This window comes from Rhodococcoides fascians A44A (genome assembly GCF_000760735.1).
Lineage (GTDB): Bacteria > Actinomycetota > Actinomycetes > Mycobacteriales > Mycobacteriaceae > Rhodococcoides > Rhodococcoides fascians_E.
This window is the reverse complement of record NZ_JMEX01000008.1, coordinates 1,254,774-1,276,296: the sequence shown is the minus strand read 5'-3', so window position 1 is coordinate 1,276,296 and position 21,523 is coordinate 1,254,774. Positions and strand designations below refer to the sequence as shown.

The 21,523-nt window shown below is 63.9% G+C and carries 23 protein-coding genes; 11 read left to right on the top strand and 12 right to left on the bottom strand.

Going from position 1 to position 21,523, the window contains the following annotated elements:
* Positions 1–2 precede the first annotated feature (2 nt).
* Together BH95_RS18385 and BH95_RS18380 are read left to right on the top strand one after the other, a co-directional pair.
* Complete coding sequence (locus BH95_RS18385; RefSeq protein ID WP_212669384.1) at positions 3–1,364, top strand: FAD-binding oxidoreductase; 1,362 nt, start codon at positions 3–5, stop codon at positions 1,362–1,364.
* Between the two features lie 228 nt (positions 1,365–1,592).
* A complete protein-coding gene (locus BH95_RS18380; protein ID WP_037160561.1) occupies positions 1,593–2,816 on the top strand; it encodes a reverse transcriptase family protein in 1,224 nt (407 codons plus the stop codon).
* A gap of 19 nt (positions 2,817–2,835) precedes the next feature.
* Here the strand turns inward: BH95_RS18380 and BH95_RS18375 are convergent, their stop codons facing one another.
* The 3 genes from BH95_RS18375 to BH95_RS18365 form a co-directional block, all read right to left on the bottom strand.
* Positions 2,836–4,212 (bottom strand): serine hydrolase domain-containing protein, encoded by a 1,377-nt coding sequence (locus tag BH95_RS18375; protein ID WP_037160559.1) that lies wholly within the window; start codon positions 4,210–4,212, stop codon positions 2,836–2,838.
* Positions 4,213–4,286: 74 nt separating this feature from the next.
* Positions 4,287–4,469: a hypothetical protein gene (locus BH95_RS18370; protein ID WP_051104983.1), complete on the bottom strand. Its 183-nt coding sequence runs from the start codon at positions 4,467–4,469 to the stop codon at positions 4,287–4,289.
* A gap of 101 nt (positions 4,470–4,570) precedes the next feature.
* The gene (locus BH95_RS18365; RefSeq protein WP_037183435.1) at positions 4,571–5,533 is read right to left on the bottom strand and encodes an aldo/keto reductase; all 963 of its coding nucleotides are present in this window, start codon (positions 5,531–5,533) and stop codon (positions 4,571–4,573) included.
* A 64-nt stretch (positions 5,534–5,597) separates the two neighbouring features.
* Here BH95_RS18365 and BH95_RS18360 point away from each other — a divergent pair, with 64 nt between their 5' ends.
* A complete protein-coding gene (locus BH95_RS18360; protein WP_208601180.1) occupies positions 5,598–6,512 on the top strand; it encodes an aminotransferase class IV in 915 nt (304 codons plus the stop codon).
* Positions 6,513–6,515: 3 nt separating this feature from the next.
* Here the strand turns inward: BH95_RS18360 and BH95_RS18355 are convergent, their stop codons facing one another.
* From BH95_RS18355 to BH95_RS18345, 3 genes are read right to left on the bottom strand one after another with little or no spacing between them, the layout of a single operon-like run.
* Positions 6,516–7,646, bottom strand: coding sequence for a serine hydrolase domain-containing protein (locus tag BH95_RS18355; protein ID WP_244165033.1), 1,131 nt, complete (start codon positions 7,644–7,646; stop codon positions 6,516–6,518).
* A 26-nt stretch (positions 7,647–7,672) separates the two neighbouring features.
* Positions 7,673–8,371 (bottom strand): 3-keto-5-aminohexanoate cleavage protein, encoded by a 699-nt coding sequence (locus tag BH95_RS18350; RefSeq protein ID WP_037183427.1) that lies wholly within the window; start codon positions 8,369–8,371, stop codon positions 7,673–7,675.
* 50 nt (positions 8,372–8,421) lie between these two features.
* Positions 8,422–8,988 (bottom strand): TetR/AcrR family transcriptional regulator, encoded by a 567-nt coding sequence (locus BH95_RS18345; protein WP_037140746.1) that lies wholly within the window; start codon positions 8,986–8,988, stop codon positions 8,422–8,424.
* 93 nt (positions 8,989–9,081) lie between these two features.
* On the opposite strand from BH95_RS18345, the gene BH95_RS18340 reads away from it, so the two are divergent.
* The 4 genes from BH95_RS18340 to BH95_RS18325 all read left to right on the top strand — a co-directional run bounded on the left by BH95_RS18340 (position 9,082) and on the right by BH95_RS18325 (position 11,663).
* A complete protein-coding gene (locus BH95_RS18340; protein ID WP_052060079.1) occupies positions 9,082–9,921 on the top strand; it encodes an alpha/beta fold hydrolase in 840 nt (279 codons plus the stop codon).
* 66 nt (positions 9,922–9,987) lie between these two features.
* The gene (locus BH95_RS18335; protein WP_037183422.1) at positions 9,988–10,686 is read left to right on the top strand and encodes a YoaK family protein; all 699 of its coding nucleotides are present in this window, start codon (positions 9,988–9,990) and stop codon (positions 10,684–10,686) included.
* 36 nt (positions 10,687–10,722) lie between these two features.
* Entirely contained in the window at positions 10,723–11,319 is a 597-nt protein-coding gene (locus BH95_RS18330; protein WP_020112317.1) for a TetR/AcrR family transcriptional regulator, read from the top strand.
* On the top strand, positions 11,316–11,663 hold the full coding sequence (locus BH95_RS18325) for a DoxX family protein (protein WP_037183419.1): 348 nt from the start codon (positions 11,316–11,318) through the stop codon (positions 11,661–11,663). Before BH95_RS18330 ends, BH95_RS18325 begins: the two co-directional genes overlap by 4 nt.
* Positions 11,664–11,745: 82 nt before the next feature.
* Here the strand turns inward: BH95_RS18325 and rraA are convergent, their stop codons facing one another.
* The 3 genes from rraA to BH95_RS18310 form a co-directional block, all read right to left on the bottom strand.
* Positions 11,746–12,234, bottom strand: a complete 489-nt coding sequence (gene rraA / locus BH95_RS18320) for a ribonuclease E activity regulator RraA (RefSeq protein ID WP_019667048.1) — start codon at positions 12,232–12,234, stop codon at positions 11,746–11,748.
* A 100-nt stretch (positions 12,235–12,334) separates the two neighbouring features.
* On the bottom strand, positions 12,335–12,706 hold the full coding sequence (locus tag BH95_RS18315; protein WP_033189378.1) for a DUF5313 family protein: 372 nt from the start codon (positions 12,704–12,706) through the stop codon (positions 12,335–12,337).
* A gap of 10 nt (positions 12,707–12,716) precedes the next feature.
* Complete coding sequence (locus BH95_RS18310) at positions 12,717–13,166, bottom strand: hypothetical protein (RefSeq protein WP_231383869.1); 450 nt, start codon at positions 13,164–13,166, stop codon at positions 12,717–12,719.
* Positions 13,167–13,235: 69 nt separating this feature from the next.
* Between BH95_RS18310 and BH95_RS29595 the strand changes: the two genes are divergently transcribed.
* From BH95_RS29595 to BH95_RS18295, 3 genes are read left to right on the top strand one after another with little or no spacing between them, the layout of a single operon-like run.
* Positions 13,236–14,009 (top strand): hypothetical protein, encoded by a 774-nt coding sequence (locus tag BH95_RS29595; protein WP_230594116.1) that lies wholly within the window; start codon positions 13,236–13,238, stop codon positions 14,007–14,009.
* Between the two features lie 15 nt (positions 14,010–14,024).
* Entirely contained in the window at positions 14,025–15,233 is a 1,209-nt protein-coding gene (locus BH95_RS18300; protein ID WP_037183416.1) for a hypothetical protein, read from the top strand.
* Complete coding sequence (locus BH95_RS18295; RefSeq protein WP_019667054.1) at positions 15,230–15,595, top strand: hypothetical protein; 366 nt, start codon at positions 15,230–15,232, stop codon at positions 15,593–15,595. The genes BH95_RS18300 and BH95_RS18295 overlap by 4 nt, the downstream gene beginning before the upstream one ends.
* A 66-nt stretch (positions 15,596–15,661) precedes the next feature.
* Here BH95_RS18295 and BH95_RS18290 read toward each other — a convergent pair whose 3' ends face one another.
* Positions 15,662–16,411 carry a MerR family transcriptional regulator gene (locus BH95_RS18290; RefSeq protein ID WP_019667055.1) on the bottom strand — a complete coding sequence of 250 codons (750 nt, stop codon included), beginning with the start codon at positions 16,409–16,411 and terminating at the stop codon, positions 15,662–15,664.
* Positions 16,412–16,470: 59 nt separating this feature from the next.
* On the bottom strand, positions 16,471–17,688 hold the full coding sequence (locus BH95_RS18285; protein ID WP_037183413.1) for a lipase family protein: 1,218 nt from the start codon (positions 17,686–17,688) through the stop codon (positions 16,471–16,473).
* 179 nt (positions 17,689–17,867) lie between these two features.
* Between BH95_RS18285 and BH95_RS18280 the strand changes: the two genes are divergently transcribed.
* Complete coding sequence (locus BH95_RS18280) at positions 17,868–19,421, top strand: succinic semialdehyde dehydrogenase (RefSeq protein ID WP_037183410.1); 1,554 nt, start codon at positions 17,868–17,870, stop codon at positions 19,419–19,421.
* 143 nt (positions 19,422–19,564) lie between these two features.
* Here the strand turns inward: BH95_RS18280 and BH95_RS18275 are convergent, their stop codons facing one another.
* On the bottom strand, positions 19,565–21,523 hold the full coding sequence (locus BH95_RS18275; protein WP_019667058.1) for an MDR family MFS transporter: 1,959 nt from the start codon (positions 21,521–21,523) through the stop codon (positions 19,565–19,567).

Sequence of the window (21,523 nt, the reverse complement as noted above, 5' to 3'; positions counted from 1 at the left end):
CCATGCTCGTGCAGTCGATGATCGACACGTTGCCCGCGGACATCGTCGTCGACGACCCGGACATCGTCGCGGCGTACGCCCGTGATCAATCCAAGTTCACCGACGGCGGAATGCCCTTCGCCGTTCTGGTTCCGCGTACCACCGCCGAAGTCTCGGTGTGCATGGCCGCCGCGCATCGACACCGTGTCGCAGTGGTCCCACGTGGAGCAGGAAGCGGCCTGAGCGGGGCAGCGAACGCCACTGCGGGATCGGTAGTGCTGAGTCTGCATCGGATGAACACCATCCGTGAGATCGACGTAGCCAATCGACTGGCAGTGATCGAACCGGGAGTGATCACAGCAGACCTCCGTGCACGTGTCTCCGAAGCCGGATTGTTCTATCCCCCCGACCCCGGCAGCGTGGAGTTCAGCACGGTGGGGGGAAACGTCGCTACGAACGCCGGCGGAATGTGCTGCGTCAAATACGGAGTGACGGGTGACTTCGTACTGGGTCTCGAGGTGGTGCTGGCGGACGGCCGTGTGTTGCGCACAGGAAGAAGGACCGTGAAAGGTGTTGCCGGGTACGACCTCACGCATCTCCTGGTCGGGTCGGAAGGCACCCTCGGTGTCATCACCGAGATCACCGTCGAACTACTTGCTGCACCTCGCCCGGCGCAGACTCTGGTGGCATCGTTCCCGACGCTGGACGGCGCAGGTCGTGCGGTCGCGGAGATCACGTCGTCGGATCGCACGCCGTCGATGCTCGAAATCCTGGATCGCACCACTGTTCTCGCGGTGGACCGAATGTCGAAGATGGGTATCGAGCCGGGAACGGCTGCATTGTTGCTTGTCCAAAGCGACGACGTCGACGCCGAGGTTGTGCTCGCCTCGATCGAGACGATGTGCTCGCAGCACGGTGCGGTGGACGTGGTGGTCAGTGCGGACCAGGGGGAGGCCGCTTTGTTGTTGGAGGCGCGCAGGTTGGCGCTTCCAGCGCTCGAGCTCCTCGGCGACTGGCTCCTCGACGATGTGGCAGTTCCGCGTTCACGTGTCACCGATCTGATTGCCTCCATCGAGACGATCGCAGAGGAGGCCGGTCTGACGATCGGTGTTTTCGGCCACGCAGGTGACGGCAACCTGCATCCGACGATCATCTACGACGATGCCGACGCCGACAGCCGCGCGGCGGCGATGTCGGCGTTCGACGCGATCACGCGACGCGCGCTCGAGCTGGGTGGCACTATCACCGGTGAACACGGTGTCGGGAGGCTCAAGACCGGGTGGCTGACAATCGAGCACGACGAGACGTCGATGGCAGTGCAGCGGTCGGTGAAGGACGCCCTGGATCCTTCCGGAATTCTCAATCCCGGAGCGGTATTGCGATAGCTCTTCATCTGGCACAGTGGAGATCATGCAGCGGTGCACGGGCGAGAGTCGGTCCGCTGGGCCGATCTCAGGGGTAACCCCTGGGCGAGACAGAAGAACTGGTCACTGCGTCCGACGCCGGTCCGCACGCTCCGCGTGCTCGGCGGCGCCGAGTACACAAGATTCAGGTCGCCCGGCGCCGCTGCATGTACACCGGGTGCCTCGATGAGCCGTCAATTCAGCCCGCAGATGGCGGCGTGGCTCGCGTCGCTCGCTGCGGATGCTCTGTGGACGCGTAGTGGTCTGGAAGAGGCGTTCCTGCCGATTCTGGGTGAGAAGGCGCCGCGTCTGGCGGATCGTCTGATCGACCTGTCGCCGGTCGCGCCGTACGATCCGGAATCGCTCCGCGGACTCATCACCGGACTCCCACTGCTACCCGAGCCTGCCACCGTCGAACCATCGCGTCGCACAGATGGTTTCAAGCCGTGGTTGTTCGAAGTCCCCCGGTACGCGAGTACCGGAGACCTGGCAGAATCGCTCGATCTGACGATCAGCGAAATCGAGTGGTTCACCGACGCACAGTCCCGGCTCCGGACGGCCGCGACGCCGCTTCGGCATTACCGCGTCACGCCCGTACCCAAGCGAGTCGGATTCCGAATTCTCGAAATACCCAAACCGCGGTTGCGTGAAATCCAGCGAAAGATACTGCGACGCATACTCGACAACGTTCCAGCTCACAGTGCAGCGCACGGATTCGTCACAGGTCGAAGCCCACGCACGTTCGGAATTCCACATGCGGGACACACCGTCGTGGTCTCGGTGGATCTGAAGGACTACTTTCCCTCGATCGGAATCGAGCGTGTCGTCGCGGTGTTCGATGCGCTCGGCTATCCGAAATCCGTGGCATGGAGCCTCGCCTACCTCTGTACGACGGCAACGCCCGCGGAACAGCTCGGCGGATTCCCCTACGCCACTGCATCGTTGCTGCGCACACGCCACCTGCCGCAAGGCGCGCCGACGTCCCCTGCGCTTGCCAACCTGGTCTCGCGGCGGCTCGACATTCGGCTGACCGCGCTGGCGAAGTCCCTGGGCGCGAGGTACACCCGGTACGCCGACGACCTGGCATTCTCCGGTGACATCGACGCGGACAAGATCATCTGGAGCGCGAGCAAGATCATCGCCGACGAAGGATTCGCGGTCCATCCGTACAAGACCCGCGTGCGTCGTGCACACAAGCGCCAGCAGCTCACCGGCCTGGTGGTGAACGACTGGCCGTCGGTGCCGCGGAAAGAGTACGACGCACTGCGCGCAATCCTGCACAACTGCGCCGTCACGGGGCCGGATCCGCAGAACCTGTCCGCGATCCCCGATTTCCGTGCGCACCTCTACGGGCGGATCGCACGAATCGGCGCGACGAGCGCAGTGAGGCGTCGGAAACTGCTCGAGTTGGCGGAACGAATCGACTGGGAGTGACCGCTGCGCTCTCGTCCCGTCAACCGCCGGTGCGTCGAGGCGTCTCCGGCGACACGGGCAGGCATGCGAACACCAGGCAACCAGGTGGGGCGTCGGACAGTGGCGGCGCTACCGGCCCGGTCGGAACGGCGGCGTCAGGGCCGAGCCCGAGAGTGCCGAGGAGAATGTCGGGGTCGAAGAAGCTGCTGACGTCGATGTCGCGGTTGAACGTCGGCTCGTAGGGGATCGACGGAAGGTCCTCGTCGGGCAGCGCTTCCCCGAGTGCACGAAAGAAGTTGGTGTAGAGCTCGCTGTTGGTGCTGGCGCTCAGAATGGTCGACAGGTCCGGAGAGACGTCACCGAGGACCCCGTTCCAGGTCACCTGGATGCCCAGGCTCGGAATGATGAAATTGTTCTGCTGCAGGAAGCCCACCATGGCATAGGCGTCGTCGGGCATGCCTGCGAGCATCGGTGTGTTCAGCGTCTGTTGCGACGGGAAACTCGGACCGATGCACGGAGTGTTGTTCAGCCAGAACAAGTATCCGTAACACTGGTTGGCTTCTGACGGAGTCCGCAACTGCCGGATGTACTCACTGCCGATGATGCGCCGTCCGTTCCACGCGCCGTCGTTCGCCATGAGCATGCCCAGCCGTGCGAAATCGTTGGGCGGCAGGAACATCAGTGCAAAACCGTACGTGTGGCCCGTGCGATCGCGAGCCCAGTAGTAATCCTGCGGAGCAATGCCGATGGGATCGAACAGCTCTCGCTGCGCGAACGCCTGAAGATCCTCACCGACGGCATTCTCGACCACGTAGGCGAGCAGGTCAGGGCCTAGCTGTGAGTACTGGAACCGGCCCGGCTGCGAGATCGGCAGTGTCAGCGCCTGCGCTGGTGCGTCGACGCCGAATCCGAGGCCAGGAACGATGCCCTCGGCGACTATCCCTTGATCCATACCCGAACTCTGGGTGAGCAGCGCACGTACGGTGATCGCGCGGTGTGCGTCGTCGCCCTCGCCGGCGGGGAGGTACCGACCGATGGGTGAGTCCACGTCCAGCCGCCTCTGAGTGACAGCGACGCCGGCGAGCATCGAGACGATGCTCTTGGTCGAGCTCCACAGATGCCAGGGGGTGTTGCCGGTGACGTCGTTGAGCGGACCCGATCCGACGAGGCAGTTGTTTCTGAAGATCTGGATGTTCGTTCGCAACCTCGACGACGCGAAGTCGACCGCCCGCTGCACCGCGGCCGCATCCATGCCGACCTCCGCTGCCGAGGCACGCTCGAAACCATCGGCCGCGGCCTCGGGCGCAGAGCACGACCGTTTATCCGGCGGCGCTGCCTGACCCGGAACGGTCGTGCCGATTGCAAGCAGTGCCGTCGACACCGTCGTGACCAGTAGAAGTCGGAAGGCACGTCGCACCGAAACCCCCTGTGAGCCGAATCACTGTCGATCAGGTCTAGCACACAGCGCACGCGCGTACGGGCAGGATCGGCTTACGACGCCTCGGCCAGTTCGATCACGCCGACGCACTGGCATCCGCCGGTGATCTCCTCGCAGTCCAGCACCAGGAAATGACGGACGTACTCCATGTCCACGCAGTCCGGCTCCGTGCACTCGGCGTCGCCGACTGCGTGGATGACGAGCGTTCCTTCACAACGATCTTCGACGGTTCGCATCGACACTCCCTTCTCTTGCACGTCTTGGCCTGTAGCTCCATTGGTATCACCGGAGTCCGACAAGTTCGGGAGAAGGAAGGCGTGTTCGACGCCCGGAGCGATCAGTAACGCGCCCCCGCCGGGTCCGGGAGGTCGTCGAGAGTCTGCAGCTGAGAGGGGGTCAGGCGTACCGACGCGGCGCCTGCGTTCTCGTCCAGGCGTGACGAGCGCCGCGTACCGGGAATGGGGACGACGTGCTCACCCTGCGCCAGTACCCACGCCAGAGCAACCTGCGCAGGGGTGGCTCCCACCTCGTGACCGACGGCTGCGACGGCGTCGACGATGACGAGGTTCGCATCCAGGTTCTCCTGCTTGAACCTGGGTAGTTGTGCACGGAAGTCGTCTGCGGCAGGGGCCGTTCCACGGAAATTTCCGGTGAGAAAACCGCGACCGAGGGGTGAGAACGGGACGAAGGCGGCGCCGTTTCGTTCGGTCCACGCCAGCGACGTCGCGAGATGATCCCGCGTCCACAACGACAGTTCCGACTGCACCGCTGAAATGGGATGTACCGACTGCGCCCGATCCAGCTGTTCGACGGTGAACTCCGAAACGCCCAGTGCGCGAACCTTGCCGGCCTGCACCATTTCCGACATCGCGCCGATGCTGTCCTCGACGGGCACCGCCGGATCGGGGCGATGCAGGTAATAGAGGTCCACGTGGTCAACCCCGAGTCGCCTGAGTGAGTCGTCGACGGCCGAACGGAGGTGGTCCGGGTGACCGTTGGGGCCCGAAATGACCGGTTCCCCAGCGTCGCCGACGTGTGATTCGAGCCCGCCTTTGGTTGCCAGGGTCACCTCGTCGCGACGGGAGCCGATGGCTGCACCCACTACTTCCTCGTTGGTGAACGGTCCGTAGACGTCGGCGGTGTCGATGAAGTTCACCCCGAGATCGAGTGCGTGGCCGATGACGCGGTCGGGACTCTCGGAGTGCTCGTCCGCTTTGTATGCCCAGGTCATACCCATGCAGCCGAGGCCGATTGCGCCGACGCTCGGGCCGTTCTTCCACAGTGTTCGGGTGGGGACCATGACTACAGACCCTACGCCCGATATTCGGTGTCGCCCGTGCTGCGGCTGCCGATACCATCGCCGCATGGCTACTCCTCACGGCAAAGTGTTCTTCGGAAACGGCATCGTCGATGCCCGCGACGCGAAGCTGGGGGTCGCCACTTCCGCAGTCCTGTACGGGCTCAGCGTGTACACGGTGTTCCCGGTGTACGTATCGGCGCAGACGCGCACGGCGTTCAGGCTGCAGGACCACTTTCAGCGACTTCTGGAGTCCTGCAGAATAATCGGGATCGACACGTTTGCGCAGCAGTGGACGTACGAGCGGTTCACCCAGGTCGTGCGTGAGGTCGTTCAGGCCAACGACCCTCAGCGCGAGGTGTACGTCAGAGCGACCGTCCACGTGGACGAGTCCATTCCGGGGACACGAGTCCGTGGTTTGAGCACCACGGTGTCCATCTTCCTGTACGACGCGGTGCCCATCGTCCCGCAAGACGGAATGCGCCTCAAAACCAGTGTGTGGCGCCGAATCCCGGACAACGCCATCCCATCGAGAGCCAAGGTCAACGGCGCGTACGTCAACTCCGTGCTCGCCAAGCAGGACGCCATCGACAGCGGGTTCGACGACTGCATCTTCCTCGATATCAACGGCCACGTCTGCGAGCTCAGTGCCGCGAACATCTTCCTGGTCAGAAACGGTGTCCTGATTACTCCCGACGTCACGAGCGACATCCTCGACGGCATCAACCGCCGGACCATCCTCACGCTGGCCCGCGAGGAAGGACTCGAAGTGCGGGAACGCGTCGTCGACCTCACCGAGCTGTACATCGCCGACGAGGTGTTCGTGTGCGGCACGTCGGCAGGGGTGGCGCCTGTTTTCCAGATCGACGGCCGAGCCGTCGGATCCGCTCCCGTGCTCGGCCCGGTCTCGTCGACACTGCGCACGCGCCATCAGGACGCGTTGACCGGAGACCAGGCGCACGGCTGGGTCACCGTTCTCTGACGTTCACGCCGGGCAGGTGGCGGCGAGCCCGGCCACGAGACCGTTCAGGGCGGGTTGCTCCAACGGATCCGTCGCCGGGTCGATGGCCGACGCCGTCCATCCGAGAGTGACCTGCCTGCTGCCGTCGGGACTCGAGAACGACAGTGTGCGGTACCCGAAACCGTTACCGCGCTGACCGAACACCACCTCGGCCGCCCCCGGATTGCACGCGTCACCGCCGACGAGCAACCCCAGGCCGTACCCCGACGGGGTCACCTGCTGCATCTGGTCGACGAGCGTTCGCGGTAGCAGGGTCTCGTCGAAGAGAGCGCGAAAGAACGTGTTGACGTCGCCGACGGTGGAGACGACAGCTGCGCTTGCCGACCAGATCGACGGATCGACATCGCTGATGTCGACGAGGGTGTCACCCTCGAGGATGTACCCGTGCAGTCCGTCCTCCGGAATGGCGGCGACGCTCGGATAAGACGTCGACGTCATCTGTAGGGGTTCGAACACCCGCTCGTGCAGCGAATCTGCGATGCTCCTGCCGTCGAGCTGAGCAACGACCTTGCCGAGTACGACGTAGTTGGTGTTGGAGTAGGAGAATTGGGCACCGGGAGCCGCGGGCCACGGCTGTGCCAGCGCGAGCGCGATCAGTTCGTCGTCGGAATAGGTATCGTCGGCGGCCGCGACGAGCCCCGCCACGTCGGACGGCACGAGAGTCTCGAGATAGTTCGGCAGACCGCTGGTGTGATCGAGCAGCTGACGGACGGTCACCGGCTTGGGCAGAAGACCGGGAAGCACGTCGTCGACGGTTGTCTCCAGGGTCAATTTCCCCTCGTCGACCAACTGCAGAACAACGGCCGCCACCATGGATTTGGTGATACTGGCGATTCTCAGAGGATCCGCGGCGGACGCGGCCTCGTCGGACCCGCGTTCGACGACGCCTGCCGCGCCTTCCCATTCACTGTCGCCGTCCCGAAGGGCGATGACCGCGGCCGGCGCTCCAGCGCTCACCAACTGGTCGACGACGGCCTGGGCGTCGGCAGTGCGAATGGTTCCTGGATCGGTGGGTGCAGGCGAGCTCTGCTCAGCAGAACACGAGACAAGCACAAGGGCAGCTGCAAGGGGGAGTACTGCCGAGCGAAGGTTCACACTTCGGACATTACCGGCGGACTTCGTCAGACACGGAAAAATGCGAGCGCAGAGGTCACCAGGTCGGAGTTTCCGGTGGCAGGAGAGCCGTCGGGCATGGTCAGGGTGTCTTCCAGGCCGATGCGAGTGGCCAATCCCTGTGCGACGGCCGATCGTAGTGTGGCCCAACATGTGTCGTCCTGGCCGTGCAGCAGCAGCGGGACTCCGCTCGTGTCGGTGAGTGTGATCAGTTCGTCGGCGACGTCCGGGCTATCTCCCGGCTGGACTTCCAGTAAGGCCCGTATGCAGTCTCCGGTGAGGCCGGAGGCCAGCCATGCGCGTGCGGATGCGGCGGTCCACAGACCCGCCTCGACGCCGACGCCTCGGCGCATCAGCAGTCTTGCCAGATCCGCTGCGCCCTCCTCGTGCCAGTTGACCGACGCGAAATCGGGCAGGGTGGTCCAGGATTCGACTGCGGCCAGCCGGGATACGGCGTCGGGTGTGCTCCACGCTCCGGTAGTCACGCCGACCGGAACTCCGGCTGCGCGGGCAGCGCGAACTGCGGCGGCCACGTGTTCTGCGGCAAGCGAATCGGTGCCGTCCGGAGTCTTCGGATGTACGTGAATTGCCTCGGCGCCTGCGTTCACTGCGGCGATGGATTCTGCCCTGATCTGGTCCGGGGTGATCGGAATTGCGCTGTGCTCGGCCGGTGTTCGAGGGCCGTTGATGCACGCCTTCAGTCTCATCGGCCCAGACGCGCTCATTGGCCCAGACGCGCTCATCGGCCCAGACGCGCTCATCGGCTGGCCGCGTCGAGCAGGACCGTCGCGGCTCGCTTTGCCGCGACGGCGGACTCGGGAGATTCCGAGATGGCTGCGGTGGTCTGCGCGCCCTCGGCAAGTAATGCGATCTGAAGGCCGAGATCCTGCGGGCATCCTGCCTCGACGGCCAGATCGGTCACGTACTCGACGAATTCGCGTTTGTGCCGGTGTGCGGCGTCGGCGACGGCCGGCATGGTTGCACCGAGCTCGCCGAACGAGTTGATGAAAGCGCAGCCGCGGAAGTTGTCTTCACGAAACCAGGCGTCCAGGAAGTCGAAGATGGAAAGGACCTTGTCTCGCGGCGAATCGTGCTTGGAGGCCTCCATCAGGATGCGCTCGTTCCACACCGCGGTCCGGCCGGCGAGTACCGCGGCGACGATGTCCGACTTGGACGGGAACAGCGAGTACATGCGTTTGAGCGAGATCCCGGCGGCGGTCCGCAGTTCGTCCATGCCCACTGCTTGAACGCCACGTGTGTAGAAGAGCTCGTCAGCGGCTACCAAGACGGCCGATCGTGCGTCGCTCGTTTCCACTGCCACCACCTCCTTGCGCAGAGAACCATCGTTCTCTACCGTAGTCCATGACGGGAGAACGACCGTTCTCCCACCGGAAGATCCCGAGGGAAAGGCAACAACATGGCTTTCGTCAATGTGGGCACGGAAAACAGCACACCTGTGGACGTCTACTACGAGGATCACGGCAGCGGGCAGGCAGTGGTGCTCATTCACGGCTACCCGCTCGACGGCAACTCCTGGGAGCGCCAGAGCCGGGAGCTTCTGAAAGCCGGCTACCGGGTCATCACGTACGACCGTCGCGGATTCGGCAAGTCCAGCAAGCCCGTGACCGGCTACGACTACGACATCTTCGCCGCCGACCTGAACGCGGTCCTCACCGAACTCGACCTGACCGACGTCATCCTCGTCGGCTTCTCGATGGGCACCGGGGAACTGGCACGCTACGCCGCCAAGTACGGCACGGACCGCGTCGCGAAGTTCGCGTTCCTCGCATCGCTCGAGCCGTTCCTGCTGCAGACCGACGACAACCCGGCAGGCGTCCCGCAGTCCGTGTTCGACGGAATCGACGCAGCCGCTCGCGAAGACCGCTTCGCGTGGTTCGACAACTTCTACAAGGACTTCTACAACCTCGACGAGAACCTGGGCAGCCGCATCAGCGAAGCAACCGTGCGCGCCAACTTCGCCACCGCGGCAGGAAGCGCACCGGTAGCCGCCTACGCCGTGGTCCCGACGTGGCTCGAGGACTTCCGCGCAGACGTGCAGAAGGTGCGCGAATCCGGCAAGCCCACTCTGATCCTGCACGGCACCAAGGACAACATCCTTCCCATCGACTCGACGGGACGCGAATTCACCAAGGCATTCCCCGAAGCTCGGTACGTCGAGGTCGACGGTGCCCCGCACGGACTTCTGTGGACCCACTACCAGGAAGTCAACGAGGCTCTGCTGAACTTCGTCAAGTAACCAATATGAGTGGAAATGTAGGCCAGAGCCTACATTTCCACTCACGAAGCGGGGTAGCATCCGGCCGTGCCGGAAGACACTGCACAGCCGGTCGTGACGTCGGAGTCCGTGCGACTCGGCGTCCTTCTGGCGGCAGTCGGCGGGTTCGTCGACGTCTACACCTTCATGACGCGCGACGGCGTGTTCGCGAACGCTCAGACCGCCAACGTGGTCCTCTTCGGTATCGATGCCGCAGGGGGCCATTGGCGGTCCGCGGCGGGATACCTCCCGCCCTTGGTGGCATTCGTTTTCGGTGTCTTCGTCGCCGAGTCCCTGTCCAGCCCCGGCTTGACGCGGGTCGTTCGTCGGCCGATCCGTGCCGTCCTCGTGATCGAGATCCTGGTGCTGTTCGTCGTGGGCTTCGTCCCGGAGTCGGCACCGAATGCCGTTGTCACGGTGTCCATTTCCTTCGTTGCCGCTCTGCAGGTGACGACATTCAGGGTGCTCGTCGACCAGGCCTTCAGCACGACGATGACCACCGGCAACCTTCGTAGCTTCTCTCAGGCGATCTACCACCGACTGTCCGACGGTGACACCGCCGCCGGACTGCGTGCCGTCAACTTCGGATCGGTCATCGCGGGGTTCCTCGCCGGTGCCGTGCTCGGCGCCTTCGCGGTACGAGTCCTCGGCGTGGGCGCGGCCTGGGTCGCGTCGGGAATGCTCGTCGTCGCGCTCGCCCTGTTCCTGTTCGACGAATGGCGTGGGGTTCCGCGGGTGCGCCGCTGATTGACGCCGTCCACACGTCGGTCTACTCTACTGAACATGTTCACTGAACGTGTTCAGTCACGGAATCATCAGAAGGAAGCGACACGTCAGAGGGTTCTGACCGCGGCGGACGCGCTGTTTCGGGAGATCGGTTTCGACGCAACCACCATCCGGTCCATCGCCGCATCCGCGCAGGTCAGTGTCGGCACCGTGATGGCCGTTGGCGACAAGAACGCCATTCTGGTCGCTGTCTACGACGAATGGATTGCCGACGTCCACCGACAACGCAGCGTCGCCGGACGGGCCGATGTCTCTGCTCAGGACAATGCTCCCGCCGAGGTGCTGGGGCTGTTCCTGCCGTTCCTGGAACACTTCGCGCGCGACACCGCCCTCTCTCGGGTGTACGCGTCGATCATCGTCGGAGGGCGCGTCGACTCAGAAATCTTCAGATCGTTGGGCCTCGCTCTGACCGACGAAATCGAGCAGACGCTTCGGCGTGCGGGTCACGATTCCACCCGTGCAGTCCAGGGCGCCCAGGTCATCTATTTCGCGTACCTCGGAATGCTTATGTCCGTCGGAGTAGGCGACGACCTGAATCGACTCAAAGGAGTCATTGACTTCGTGACCAACCAATCCGATGGGGGAGAAAGATGATCGACTACTGGTGGCTCACAGCGCTTCTCGCGATGGTACTGCTGATCGACGCGCTGATGTCCATACGGCCGCCGATGTTCATCGTGAAATGCCTCGACGGGGTCGGGTTTCCGCGTGACTGGTGGTGGACGCTGATAGTAATCAAGCTCGCCGCAGCCGCCGGCCTCGCCGTCGGACTCGCACACCCCGGTGTCGCGTCGGCCGCGAACGCCGGAGTGATCGTCTATTTCCTCTGTGCAGCCTACGCACACTACCGCGCACGGTTCATGAAACAAGAGTTCTGGATCAATTGCCTTGGCATGCTGGGGTTCTCGATCGTCGTTCTGGTTCTGTCCAACGTATGACCGATCCGAAGCGGAATCCACCCACCTGTTGTGCGTTCCGAGGGCTGACGGACGCACAACAGGAGGGTGAATGTTCGGCAAATTACACGACGACCACGCCGTCGGAGTCGCTGTAGACGATCTCGCCCGGATTGAACGTGACACCGCCGATTTCGACCGGAACGTTCTTCTCCCCGGAGCCCGTCTGGGTGCTCTTGCGGGGATTGGTGCCGAGTGCCTTCACGCCGATGTCGAGAGTCCGCAGAATCGCCGAGTCCCGGATGGCACCGTTGACGATGACCCCGGCCCAGCCGTTGGAGACTCCCTTGCCTGCGATGATGTCGCCGACGAGCGCGGTGTGAACGCTCGCATCGCCATCCACCACCAGGACTCCACCGTTACCCGGCTCACCGAGAGTCTGCTTGACGAGCAGGTTGTCCTGGAAGCACTTGATCGTCGTGATCGGTCCGGCGAACTCGGTGTTCTTGCCGAACTGAATGAATTGTGCATCGCAGCTGCGGATTTCAGGCCCGATCTCGTCGGCCAGGTCAGCAGTTGCCTTGAATTCGACGGAAGTCATACCGGACAGCATAAGTGCGTCGTTCCTGCAGGCTCCACTCCTGCCCATCGAAGTCGTTTCTGCGGGCTCCACTCCTGCCCATCGGAGTCGTTCCTGCGGGCTCCACTCCTGCTTAGTCCAGCCTTCCGTGACGCCTCTCGTAGTCGTCCCGGGTGCGATCCAACTTCGCCTGGGTGCTGGCACCCAGCAGCTGCGGATCCAGGTCGTGCACCAGGAGGCGGTGGCGTCTGTATACGTTCATGAGCGCGATCGCGAAGTAGACCAGCGGAATGAACAGCAGCGCCATCATCGCCAACCCGATCCACAACGGTCCGGGAACCAACAGGAACAGGCACAGGAATGGGATCACCGGCAGCGTGAAGCGGATCAGGTAGCGAGCCTGGGCACCGTGACCGACCAGATCCTCGCGAACCCAATCCTGCATCGACGGCGGCAGCACTCGGCCGAACTGGTAGCCCAGGTACTGCCAGAAGTTCGGTTTCACGTCACGGACCTTACGCTCCGATTTCCTTCAGAACGACCGCACCGATCGACAGCGCGACGACGTCCTCCACCAGCGCGGCGGCGACAGGCGGAACCCGCTTCGACGCCCATGCGCGGTATGCGTGGCCGGCGTAGGAACCGGCGACGGCCGACACGCCCCCGACTACGGCCGCCGGGATCGGATGGTCGCCCGAGCGTCGGGCGATCGCGTAGGCCGCCCCGGCGCCGGCCACGATACGGCCACCCAGGGGCGCCGGATCGAGACGTGACGGCGTCGACGGCAACTTGTCCCCGACGAGTTCTCCCGCCGTGGCCACGGCTGATCCACCGATCGCCCAACGCTCGTACTTCGACCCTCGGAACCAGGTCAGCAGCCCGACGCTGATTCCCACGGAACTGCGAAACCCACTTGCCTTACCGACAGCGGCGGACAGAACGGCCGAGCGAATCGTCAGGTTCATGTCCACGAGTATCCACCCAGGGTTGTCGCTCCGGCGTGTTAGCGTGTGCCGACTTCGGGGGGAGTGAACATGGGGCTGAAGAAGCAGCTGCTGCGCACGGCGCTGGTTCTGGCGTTGCTGTATGCCGCTGTCGCGCTGCTGCCCAGATTGGGGCCGCAGGCACCGGGCAGGTTCGAAGGCGTCGCGGCACCGCCTACCTCCCGTCCTTCGTCGACGGCGGCACCGGCACCGGCACCTACCGCGACCCTGCCACCGGGCTTCCCGTCGATGGAATTCGCGCCGCCGGAAATCGAGGTGCCCGAGGGTGACCCGATCCCCATCGACACCAAATACGGACTCAGCTACACAGTGCCGGGGGATTGGAGGAATGCCTCAGGTGGAGTAGCGGGCTGGGAGGGAACACGAGGGTCGGTTACATACGGCGCGATCGCAATGTACGGGTACGACTACTGTCCGGAACATCGAGACGGGGCGCGGAAAGCTGTTTCAGGAATGACGGGCCGCAACGGTGTCGACGTTCCCACAGCAGCCTTCGAGGCAAGCCGCCAGGCCGAGATCATCTTTCGGGATGCTCCCGATGACGCCGTGACACTCGACTACTCGGAGCCGATCCAATTCGACATTGGTGGAGCTCCCGCCGTCAGATACTCGGTGAAAGCATCGAATCTCGCCCAGGATTTCGATTGCGATCCAACGGAAGCAACATTCGACGTGGTTGCGACGGAGGGTTATTCGAATGCGACCGTCGCTGTATTCATGATTCAAACCGACCAGCAGATCGACGAGTCCTTGCCGCCGGATGTCGTAGACCGGATTGTGTCGACGCTCCGCCGAACCGAATAAGACAGGTGCCTGGACATGAGTGAAACATTTTTCGCGGACCCAAGGCAGGTCGCCGGGCTCGGCCGGCTTACGGCCGAGATCGGACAGCAGACGCTGACGTCCTATCGGTATTTCAATGACCACGGACAATTGACAGGGGTCGACAACGGGGAATTGTTCGGTTCGTTGGCCGTCACGTTCGATGCTCTCCGCGATGTGTGGCGTGATCGGCATGTCCATTTGGCAACGAACTGCGCCGGATTGGGTGACGAACTCAATACCGCGGCCTGGCTTTACGCGGATCAGGAAAAGAAGAACTACGAGGCGCTCAACGCACACACGGACCTGGTACCGGTGCCGTACCCGGACCCGGGTGACGCAGATCGACCGGCGCGGGGGAATGCCGAACCTTACAGCGACTGTGCACATTACGGGTCTCCGGAGGGTATGGATTACCCGGCTCCCGCACACTTCCCCGACGACGTAGCCGACGTCGTCGCCGATGCAGCAGGGTGGCTGGGGGACCTCGATTACGCGATCGAGGAGCTTATCGGGCACAGTCCGCTTCGCGAACTCATCGATCCGATAGGCGGAAACTGGAACGATCTGAGACGTCTCGGTGCGGCATACCGGATTGCAGGGGAGGCTATGTCCGCCGGCGGTGATTCTCTCGCCGAAGGGACTTCGCGCGTCGACGAGTTCTGGGACGGGTTGGCTGCCGTCGCGTACAAAGACTACGCCGCACGGCAGATCGCAGCGATGCGCTGGGAGGGTTCGTGCGGTCGCGTCATCGAAGCTGTCGCGGACAGAGCCGCCGACGAAATTCGCAAGTCGGTGTTCACACTCGTGACTACGATGAGAGAACGTCTCGAAGCGCAAGTCGATGTGTCCAGCCCCGCCAAGGTTGCCGAGTTCTTGTCGAAAAAGGTATCGCCGCTGGGGAGCCTTTACCAGATATACAAGATCGCCGACATCTTGTACTCGGGATACACCCTCGCCAAGAAGCTGCTCGATGACATTCGGATGGTCACCGACGCGTTCAACGAATTCCTTTCGCTCGTTGCCAGTCCCAGCGGCTACTTGAACGAGCAGTTCCAGCAGAAACTCGAACCGATCACCAAGGGAATCCACAACGCTCGACTGGTGAAGGACGTGTACGACACCGCGTCCGCCGAGCCCGTCTACAACGTTCCGAAGGATTCTTTCTCGGTCGGAACAGGTAGACAACCATGGGAAGACGCATGAACGCACCGGACGACCCGATCCTGCGCCGCGCGGTACAGAAGATGACCGATGCCTTCGACCGTATGGCACAGACGCGGGCCGTGGTCGAACGGACCCCGCTCTCGTCCATCGACGAACCGCGAAACGTCGACAGTGCTCTGATGTTCGCCATCGCGTCGCTGGCGAGTGCGTCACCCGAACTGAGGGCGTACGCCGGGCGCGTAGCGGCTGGAGAGTGCTCATGGGACGAGATCGAAACCCTGTCCAGGCCTGTACCGCCCGAAATCGGCGAGCTGAAACGAGACCCAGCGCTGATTTGGTTCCCGGCCAAGCAGACTCCACCACCGGACGACGAAGAGCCCTACAGGATTCCGTGGCAATGACCGGCGATCTACCCCCCGATTGTGCGTTCCCGAGGCTCGAGAACGCACAACTGGGGGGTAAATTGCCTACTTGCCCGCAGCATTCGCGACGATGGCGTCGCGAATGTACTGCGCAAGCCCGGGCGTGATGTCGTCGTAGTGCTTGGTGAAGCGCTCGTCGGCGATGTACATCTCGCCGATACAGACCTGCATGTCGTATCCGCAGTCGTAGAAATTCTCGATGCCGGCGCGGTGACGTTCGGCCAAAGCCGCCGCCTGTGGTGAGTCGGTAGCCACTCCCGAGGCCAACGCCGTAGCGAAATCTGCTTCCAGCGCATCGGTTTCGGACTTGATGCGCTTCCAGTCGTCCTTCGTGAACGACGCCGTACGCGCCTGGGACTGCTTCCACTCGTCGGTCTGGCCCCAACGCTGTTCTGCCTCATCGGCGTACTGTTCGCCGGTCCAGTTCTCCCCGAACACTTCGCGTTGCTCTTCGGGACTCAACTGAATTCCCATCTTCTTTGCCTCCATCATCTTGTCCACGGCCGCAGCCATCTGATGCAAGCGATCGATCCGTGCGTCGAGTAGCTCCCGCTGACGCTGCAGATGCGCCATCGCGTCGACCGACGGGTCGTCCAGCAGGGCGGCGATGTCGTCCAGCGCGAAACCGAGTTCGCGGTAGGTCAACACCTGATGCAACCGTTCGACGTCTACTGCCGAATAACTGCGGTAGCCCTTCGCCGTGCGTCCGGACGGCACCACCAGCGAAATCTCGTCGTAGTGGTGCAACGTCCGCACGCTGATTCCGACGAGGCGGGCCACTTCGCCCACCAACATCGTTTCCGAATCGCTCACAGAGGACACTGTGCAGCCTCCCGTGGCGTGAGGGTCAAGAGTTACCGGACCACTCTCTCGCATCCTCCGGTGGGAACGCCGGCCAGACGCTGAGAAAGCCACTCGAACGCGCCCGGCCTACCGCCGCCCTCGGCCACCGTGTGGTCTCCGGGGATCTCTTCCAGATGGACCGACGCACCGGCCGCACACCACTGATCCTGGACGGCCTCGGCGCCTTCCTTCGGGATCAGGAAGTCCTGCAGGCCCTGGTAGATGTAGATCGGTGCCTCGGGCGCGATCTGACCCATCCGGTTCTCCTCGACCACCGCGCGGGTGATCGGATGGTTGAACACGTCGGGCACGTTGGACAGGTTCTGCTGGTCGAACAGTGCGAGTCCGCTGTAGGACAAGACGTCCACACACTGATCCTTCTGCACCAGAGCGAGCCGCTTACCGTTGTCGTTGGCCAGCGACCGCATCTCCGGGTACTCGCGGCTCAGACCGATTGTCGCGGCGGTGAACAGCCCGGAGCCGATACCGCCGTTCAGCGAACGCTGCAGGATCTTGTAGTCGGTAGGAGGCCCGCCGAAGGCCACTCCGACGATGTTCAACTCGGGCGCATACGACGGCGCCAACTGCGCCGCCCATCCCGACGCGATCGCACCGCCCGAGTATCCGGTGATCGCGACGGGGGCGTCCGGTGCGATGCCGACTGCCCGGGACGCTCGCAGCCCGTCGAGCACGGTGTGACCGGAGACCAGACCGGCGGAGTACGCCTGGCGGGGACCTTGATAGTCGGTGACGACGACGGAATACCCGCGAGCCAGCAACTCCTGCATCCGGTCGAGTTCCTTGTTGGTGCCGCGCGGCAGCGTCGACGACGGCGCACACGCGTTGCCCAAGGAATCCGTTGCCTCGTTGTAGGCGACGACGGGCCTGGGGCCTCCGCCGGTCCACGGCGCGTCGGGAACCAGGATCGTCGTCGCGGCCGCAATGGGATTGTTCTTCGAGTCCGTCGAACGGAACAGCAACTGCGTCGAGGTAGCGCCGGGTTGTACCGCAACACTTCTCGTGTTCAGAACGGTCCCGGGTTCACTGCTCTCGAAACCCGCCGGAGGGGTGAACCAGGGGTCACCCAAGGGAGTGGGTAGGTAGGCGTCGGGATTGGCGGGAGGGGCGACGAGGTCACCCACTGGATCTGCCTGCGCCGACGGTGCCATCGCGAGCGCTACAGCTGCTGCGCAGGCGACGACGAGTCCCCTGCGTGTGGTCGTTCTCATGAGATTGCCCCACCCTGCTTCGTCTCCAGTGCGCCCCGACGCCTAGGAAAGACCACCGCCCATGGTGCCACACGTCGACGGGTGCCGACCAGGGCAGCGGAATCGGCACTGTGATCCCAGCCACCGACGATGTAGGTTATGTGTAACTCCAAGAACTACTCACCAGTAGGGGTACCGAAATGCCAGCTCCGAGCGCTGCGACCTTCTCGCGGCTCGCCGACTTGATCGCCATTCCCGACGCCGACGCACGGCCGACGAAATCCATCACGGAGGTGTTCACCGGCAAGGAGCTCGCGACCATTCCCGTCGGGACCGCCGAGGACGTCGTCGGTGCCATCGCTCGTGCTCGGGTCGCGCAGAAGGCATGGGCCAAGCGCCCGGTGTCCGAGCGCGCCGAGATCTTCCACCGGTACCGCGACCTGGTGCTCGCTCATCGCGAGGAACTGATGGACATGGCGCAGGCGGAGACCGGCAAGTCCCGCGCCGCCGCGCAGGAAGAAGTGCTCGACATCGCGATGACGTCGCGTCACTACGCCCGCACCGCAGCCAAGCTGCTGTCACCCAAGCGGGTGGCCGGCATGCTCCCCGTGCTGACGAAGACGACGGTGCGGTACCAGCCCAAGGGCGTCGTCGGGGTCATCTCGCCGTGGAACTACCCGATGACTCTCGCGGTGTCCGACGCCATCGCCGCGCTGCTCGCCGGCAACGGAGTGGTGCTCAAGCCGGATTCGCAGACTCCGTACTGTGCGCTGGCCGTCGTAGAACTCCTCTACAAAGCAGGTCTGCCGCGTGATCTGTTCGCCGTGGTGCCCGGCCCCGGCTCGGTCGTCGGCACCGCCATCGTCGAGAACACCGAATACCTCATGTTCACCGGTTCCACCGCAACGGGCCAGCTCCTCGCCGAGCAGGCCGGGCGTCGGCTCATCGGTTTCTCGGCCGAGCTCGGCGGCAAGAACGCGATGATCGTCGCGCGCGGGGCGAACCTCAGGGAAGTGTCCGACGCCGCCGTGCGCGCGTGCTTCTCCAACTCGGGCCAGCTGTGCATTTCCATCGAGCGCATCTACGTCGAACAGTCCATCGCCGACGAGTTCACCGCGAAATTCGGTCAGCGGGTGCGGGACATGACCCTCGGTGCGGACTACGAGTTCGGCATCGAAATGGGCAGCCTCATCTCCGAGGACCAAGTCAAGACCGTCTCCGCGCACGTAGACGACGCAAAGGTCAAGGGCGCCAAGGTCATCGCGGGAGGAAACGCACGCCCCGACATCGGCCCGCTCTTCTACGAGCCGACCGTCCTGACGAACGTGCCCGCCGACGCGGAGTGTGCCGCGAGCGAGACCTTCGGGCCGCTCGTGTCGATCTACCCGGTGGCCGACGTCGACGAAGCCATCGCGAGGGCCAACGACACCGAATACGGACTCAACGCCAGCGTCTGGGCGAAGACGAAGGCTCAGGGCGAAGCCATTGCAGCTCAGCTGCATTCGGGAACGGTCAACGTCGACGAAGGGTACGCACCCGCTTGGGGCACCACCGGCGCACCGATGGGCGGAATGGGCGTTTCGGGAATGGGCCGACGCCACGGACCCGACGGCCTGCTCAAGTACACCGAATCGCAGACCATCGCCACGACGCGTCTGCTGAACCTCGGCGGCCCCCGCGGATTGCCTCCGAAGTTGTGGGCGAAGATCATGCCTCCCTTCGTGAAGGCACTGAAGTACCTTCCGGGGCGGTAGCCCGGCCCTCTTCGCGCACCGAACGTATCGTTCGGTCACTCCAAGTGACCGAACGTCACGTTCGGTCCGGAAAGGCGGGGAGTGCTCCGACACCGAAAGAGCCCGCACACCGGGGGGTGTGCGGGCTCTTTCGTGTTGCCGAACTAGTTGACGCTGTGGCCGTTCAGTCCGGAGTTGACGTAGTGCTGATGAGGATCAGGTACGTGTGCGTCGCCGAGTACTCGGGCGATTTGATCTTCGCTGAGTCCGAGGCGACGGAGTCGCTCGCAGACGGCGTCGAAGTCGAGCATTTTCGCGTCGAGTTCCTGCTGCAGTGCGACGACTTCGGCGCGGATGGCCTCGGCTTCGTCGAGTGCTTCGAGGGTGTCCTTGGGTTCGGGGAGCAGGAGGTTCAGCAGTCGATCACGTGCATCGGTGCTGAGGCCCTCGAACGGTGCCGAGCCTGCTGGTGCTTCGTGGCGCCCGGTTCCGTCGAGCTCTGCTGCGACGTACTCGCGGGTGTCACCGAAGGACGGGACCTCGATGGTCTCTTCGCCTTCGACAGGTGCCTGGGCGAAGTCGATCGTCTTACGCAGCGGGCGGTTCGGGATCATGATGACCGCGAGCAGCGTGACGATGGCGACGAATCCGGCGATCATGAAGATCCGTCCGGTGGCATCGCCGTAGGCGGTGCGGACGACGGCGAGGATCGGTGCGGGCAGCGAGCTCAGGTCGAGTGATCCTCCGCCTGCGCTTCCGGAGCTGTCCACGCCCAGCTGGGCGAGGCCGGCTGCGGACTTCTCGGCGACGCGGGTCGCGAGGAGCGATCCGAGAACCGAGACGCCGATCGCGCCACCGAAGGTGCGGAAGAACGCGACGGTCGACGACGCTGCGCCGATGTTGTGGACGCTGACCGTGTTCTGGACTGCCAGAACGAGGTTCTGCATCAACATGCCGGTTCCGAGTCCGACGATGGTGATGAAGACGCCGACGGTCCACAGGCTGGTTGCGTGGTCGATGGTTCCAAGAAGCAGGAATCCGATGACCAGCAGTACCGATCCGGTGACGATGAACGGCTTCCACTTTCCGAACTTGGTGATGAGCTGGCCGGATCCGACGGAGGCGACGAGCATTCCGAACACCAGTGGGATGGAAAGCAGTCCGGCTTCGGTGGGGGTGTAGCCGCGTGCGGTCTGGAAGTACTGGCCGAGGAAGGTGGTGGCGCCGAACAGGCCGACACCGACTGCGATGGAGGCGATGATGGCGAGGCCGGTGGTGCGCTCGGTGACGATCTTCAGCGGGATGATCGGCGACTTGGCCTTGGCTTCGACGATGACGGTCAGGACGAGCAGCAGAACTCCGCCGCCGACGAGGTAGGCGGTCTCACGGGAGATCCATGCGTAGTAGTCCGCCTTGCCTGCGAACGAAACCCAGACCAGCAGGACCGAGACGCCCGCGGTGAGCAGGAGCGCGCCGAGCCAGTCGATGGAGACGTTCTCCTTGCGTTCGGTCTTGATGTGGAGCGTCTTCTGGAGCAGTCCGAGGGCGATGACGGCCAGCGGAACGCAGACGAAGAAGCACCAGCGCCAGCCGAGGGGGCTGTCGACGATCACGCCGCCGAGGATCGGTCCGCCGGACATGGACACAGCCATGACAGCGCCGGTGTAACCGGAGTAACGGCCGCGGTCACGCGGGGAGACGATGGTGCCGATGATGGCGATGACGAGTGCCGTCAGACCACCCATGCCGATGCCCTGGATGACACGGGCGACGAGCAGCAGTGGCACGTTGTGTGCAAAGCCTGCGATGAGCGAACCAGCGACGAAGATGACGATCGCGCTCTGGACCAGGACCTTCTTGTTGAACAGGTCGGCGAGCTTGCCCCAGATGGGCGTCGATGCTGCGTTGGCGAGCAGAGCGGTGGTGATGACCCAGGAGTACGCGGTCTGCGAACCCTGTAGGTCACCGATGATGGTGGGCAGTGCCGTCGAGACGATGGTGGTGCTCAGCAGTGCGGTGAACAGCGCGGCGAGCAGTCCGGTGAGGGCCTCGAGGATCTGCCGGTGGGACATGGCGTCGGGATCGGCCTGTTGAATATTGGGCGGAGCTTCGGTGGTTGACAT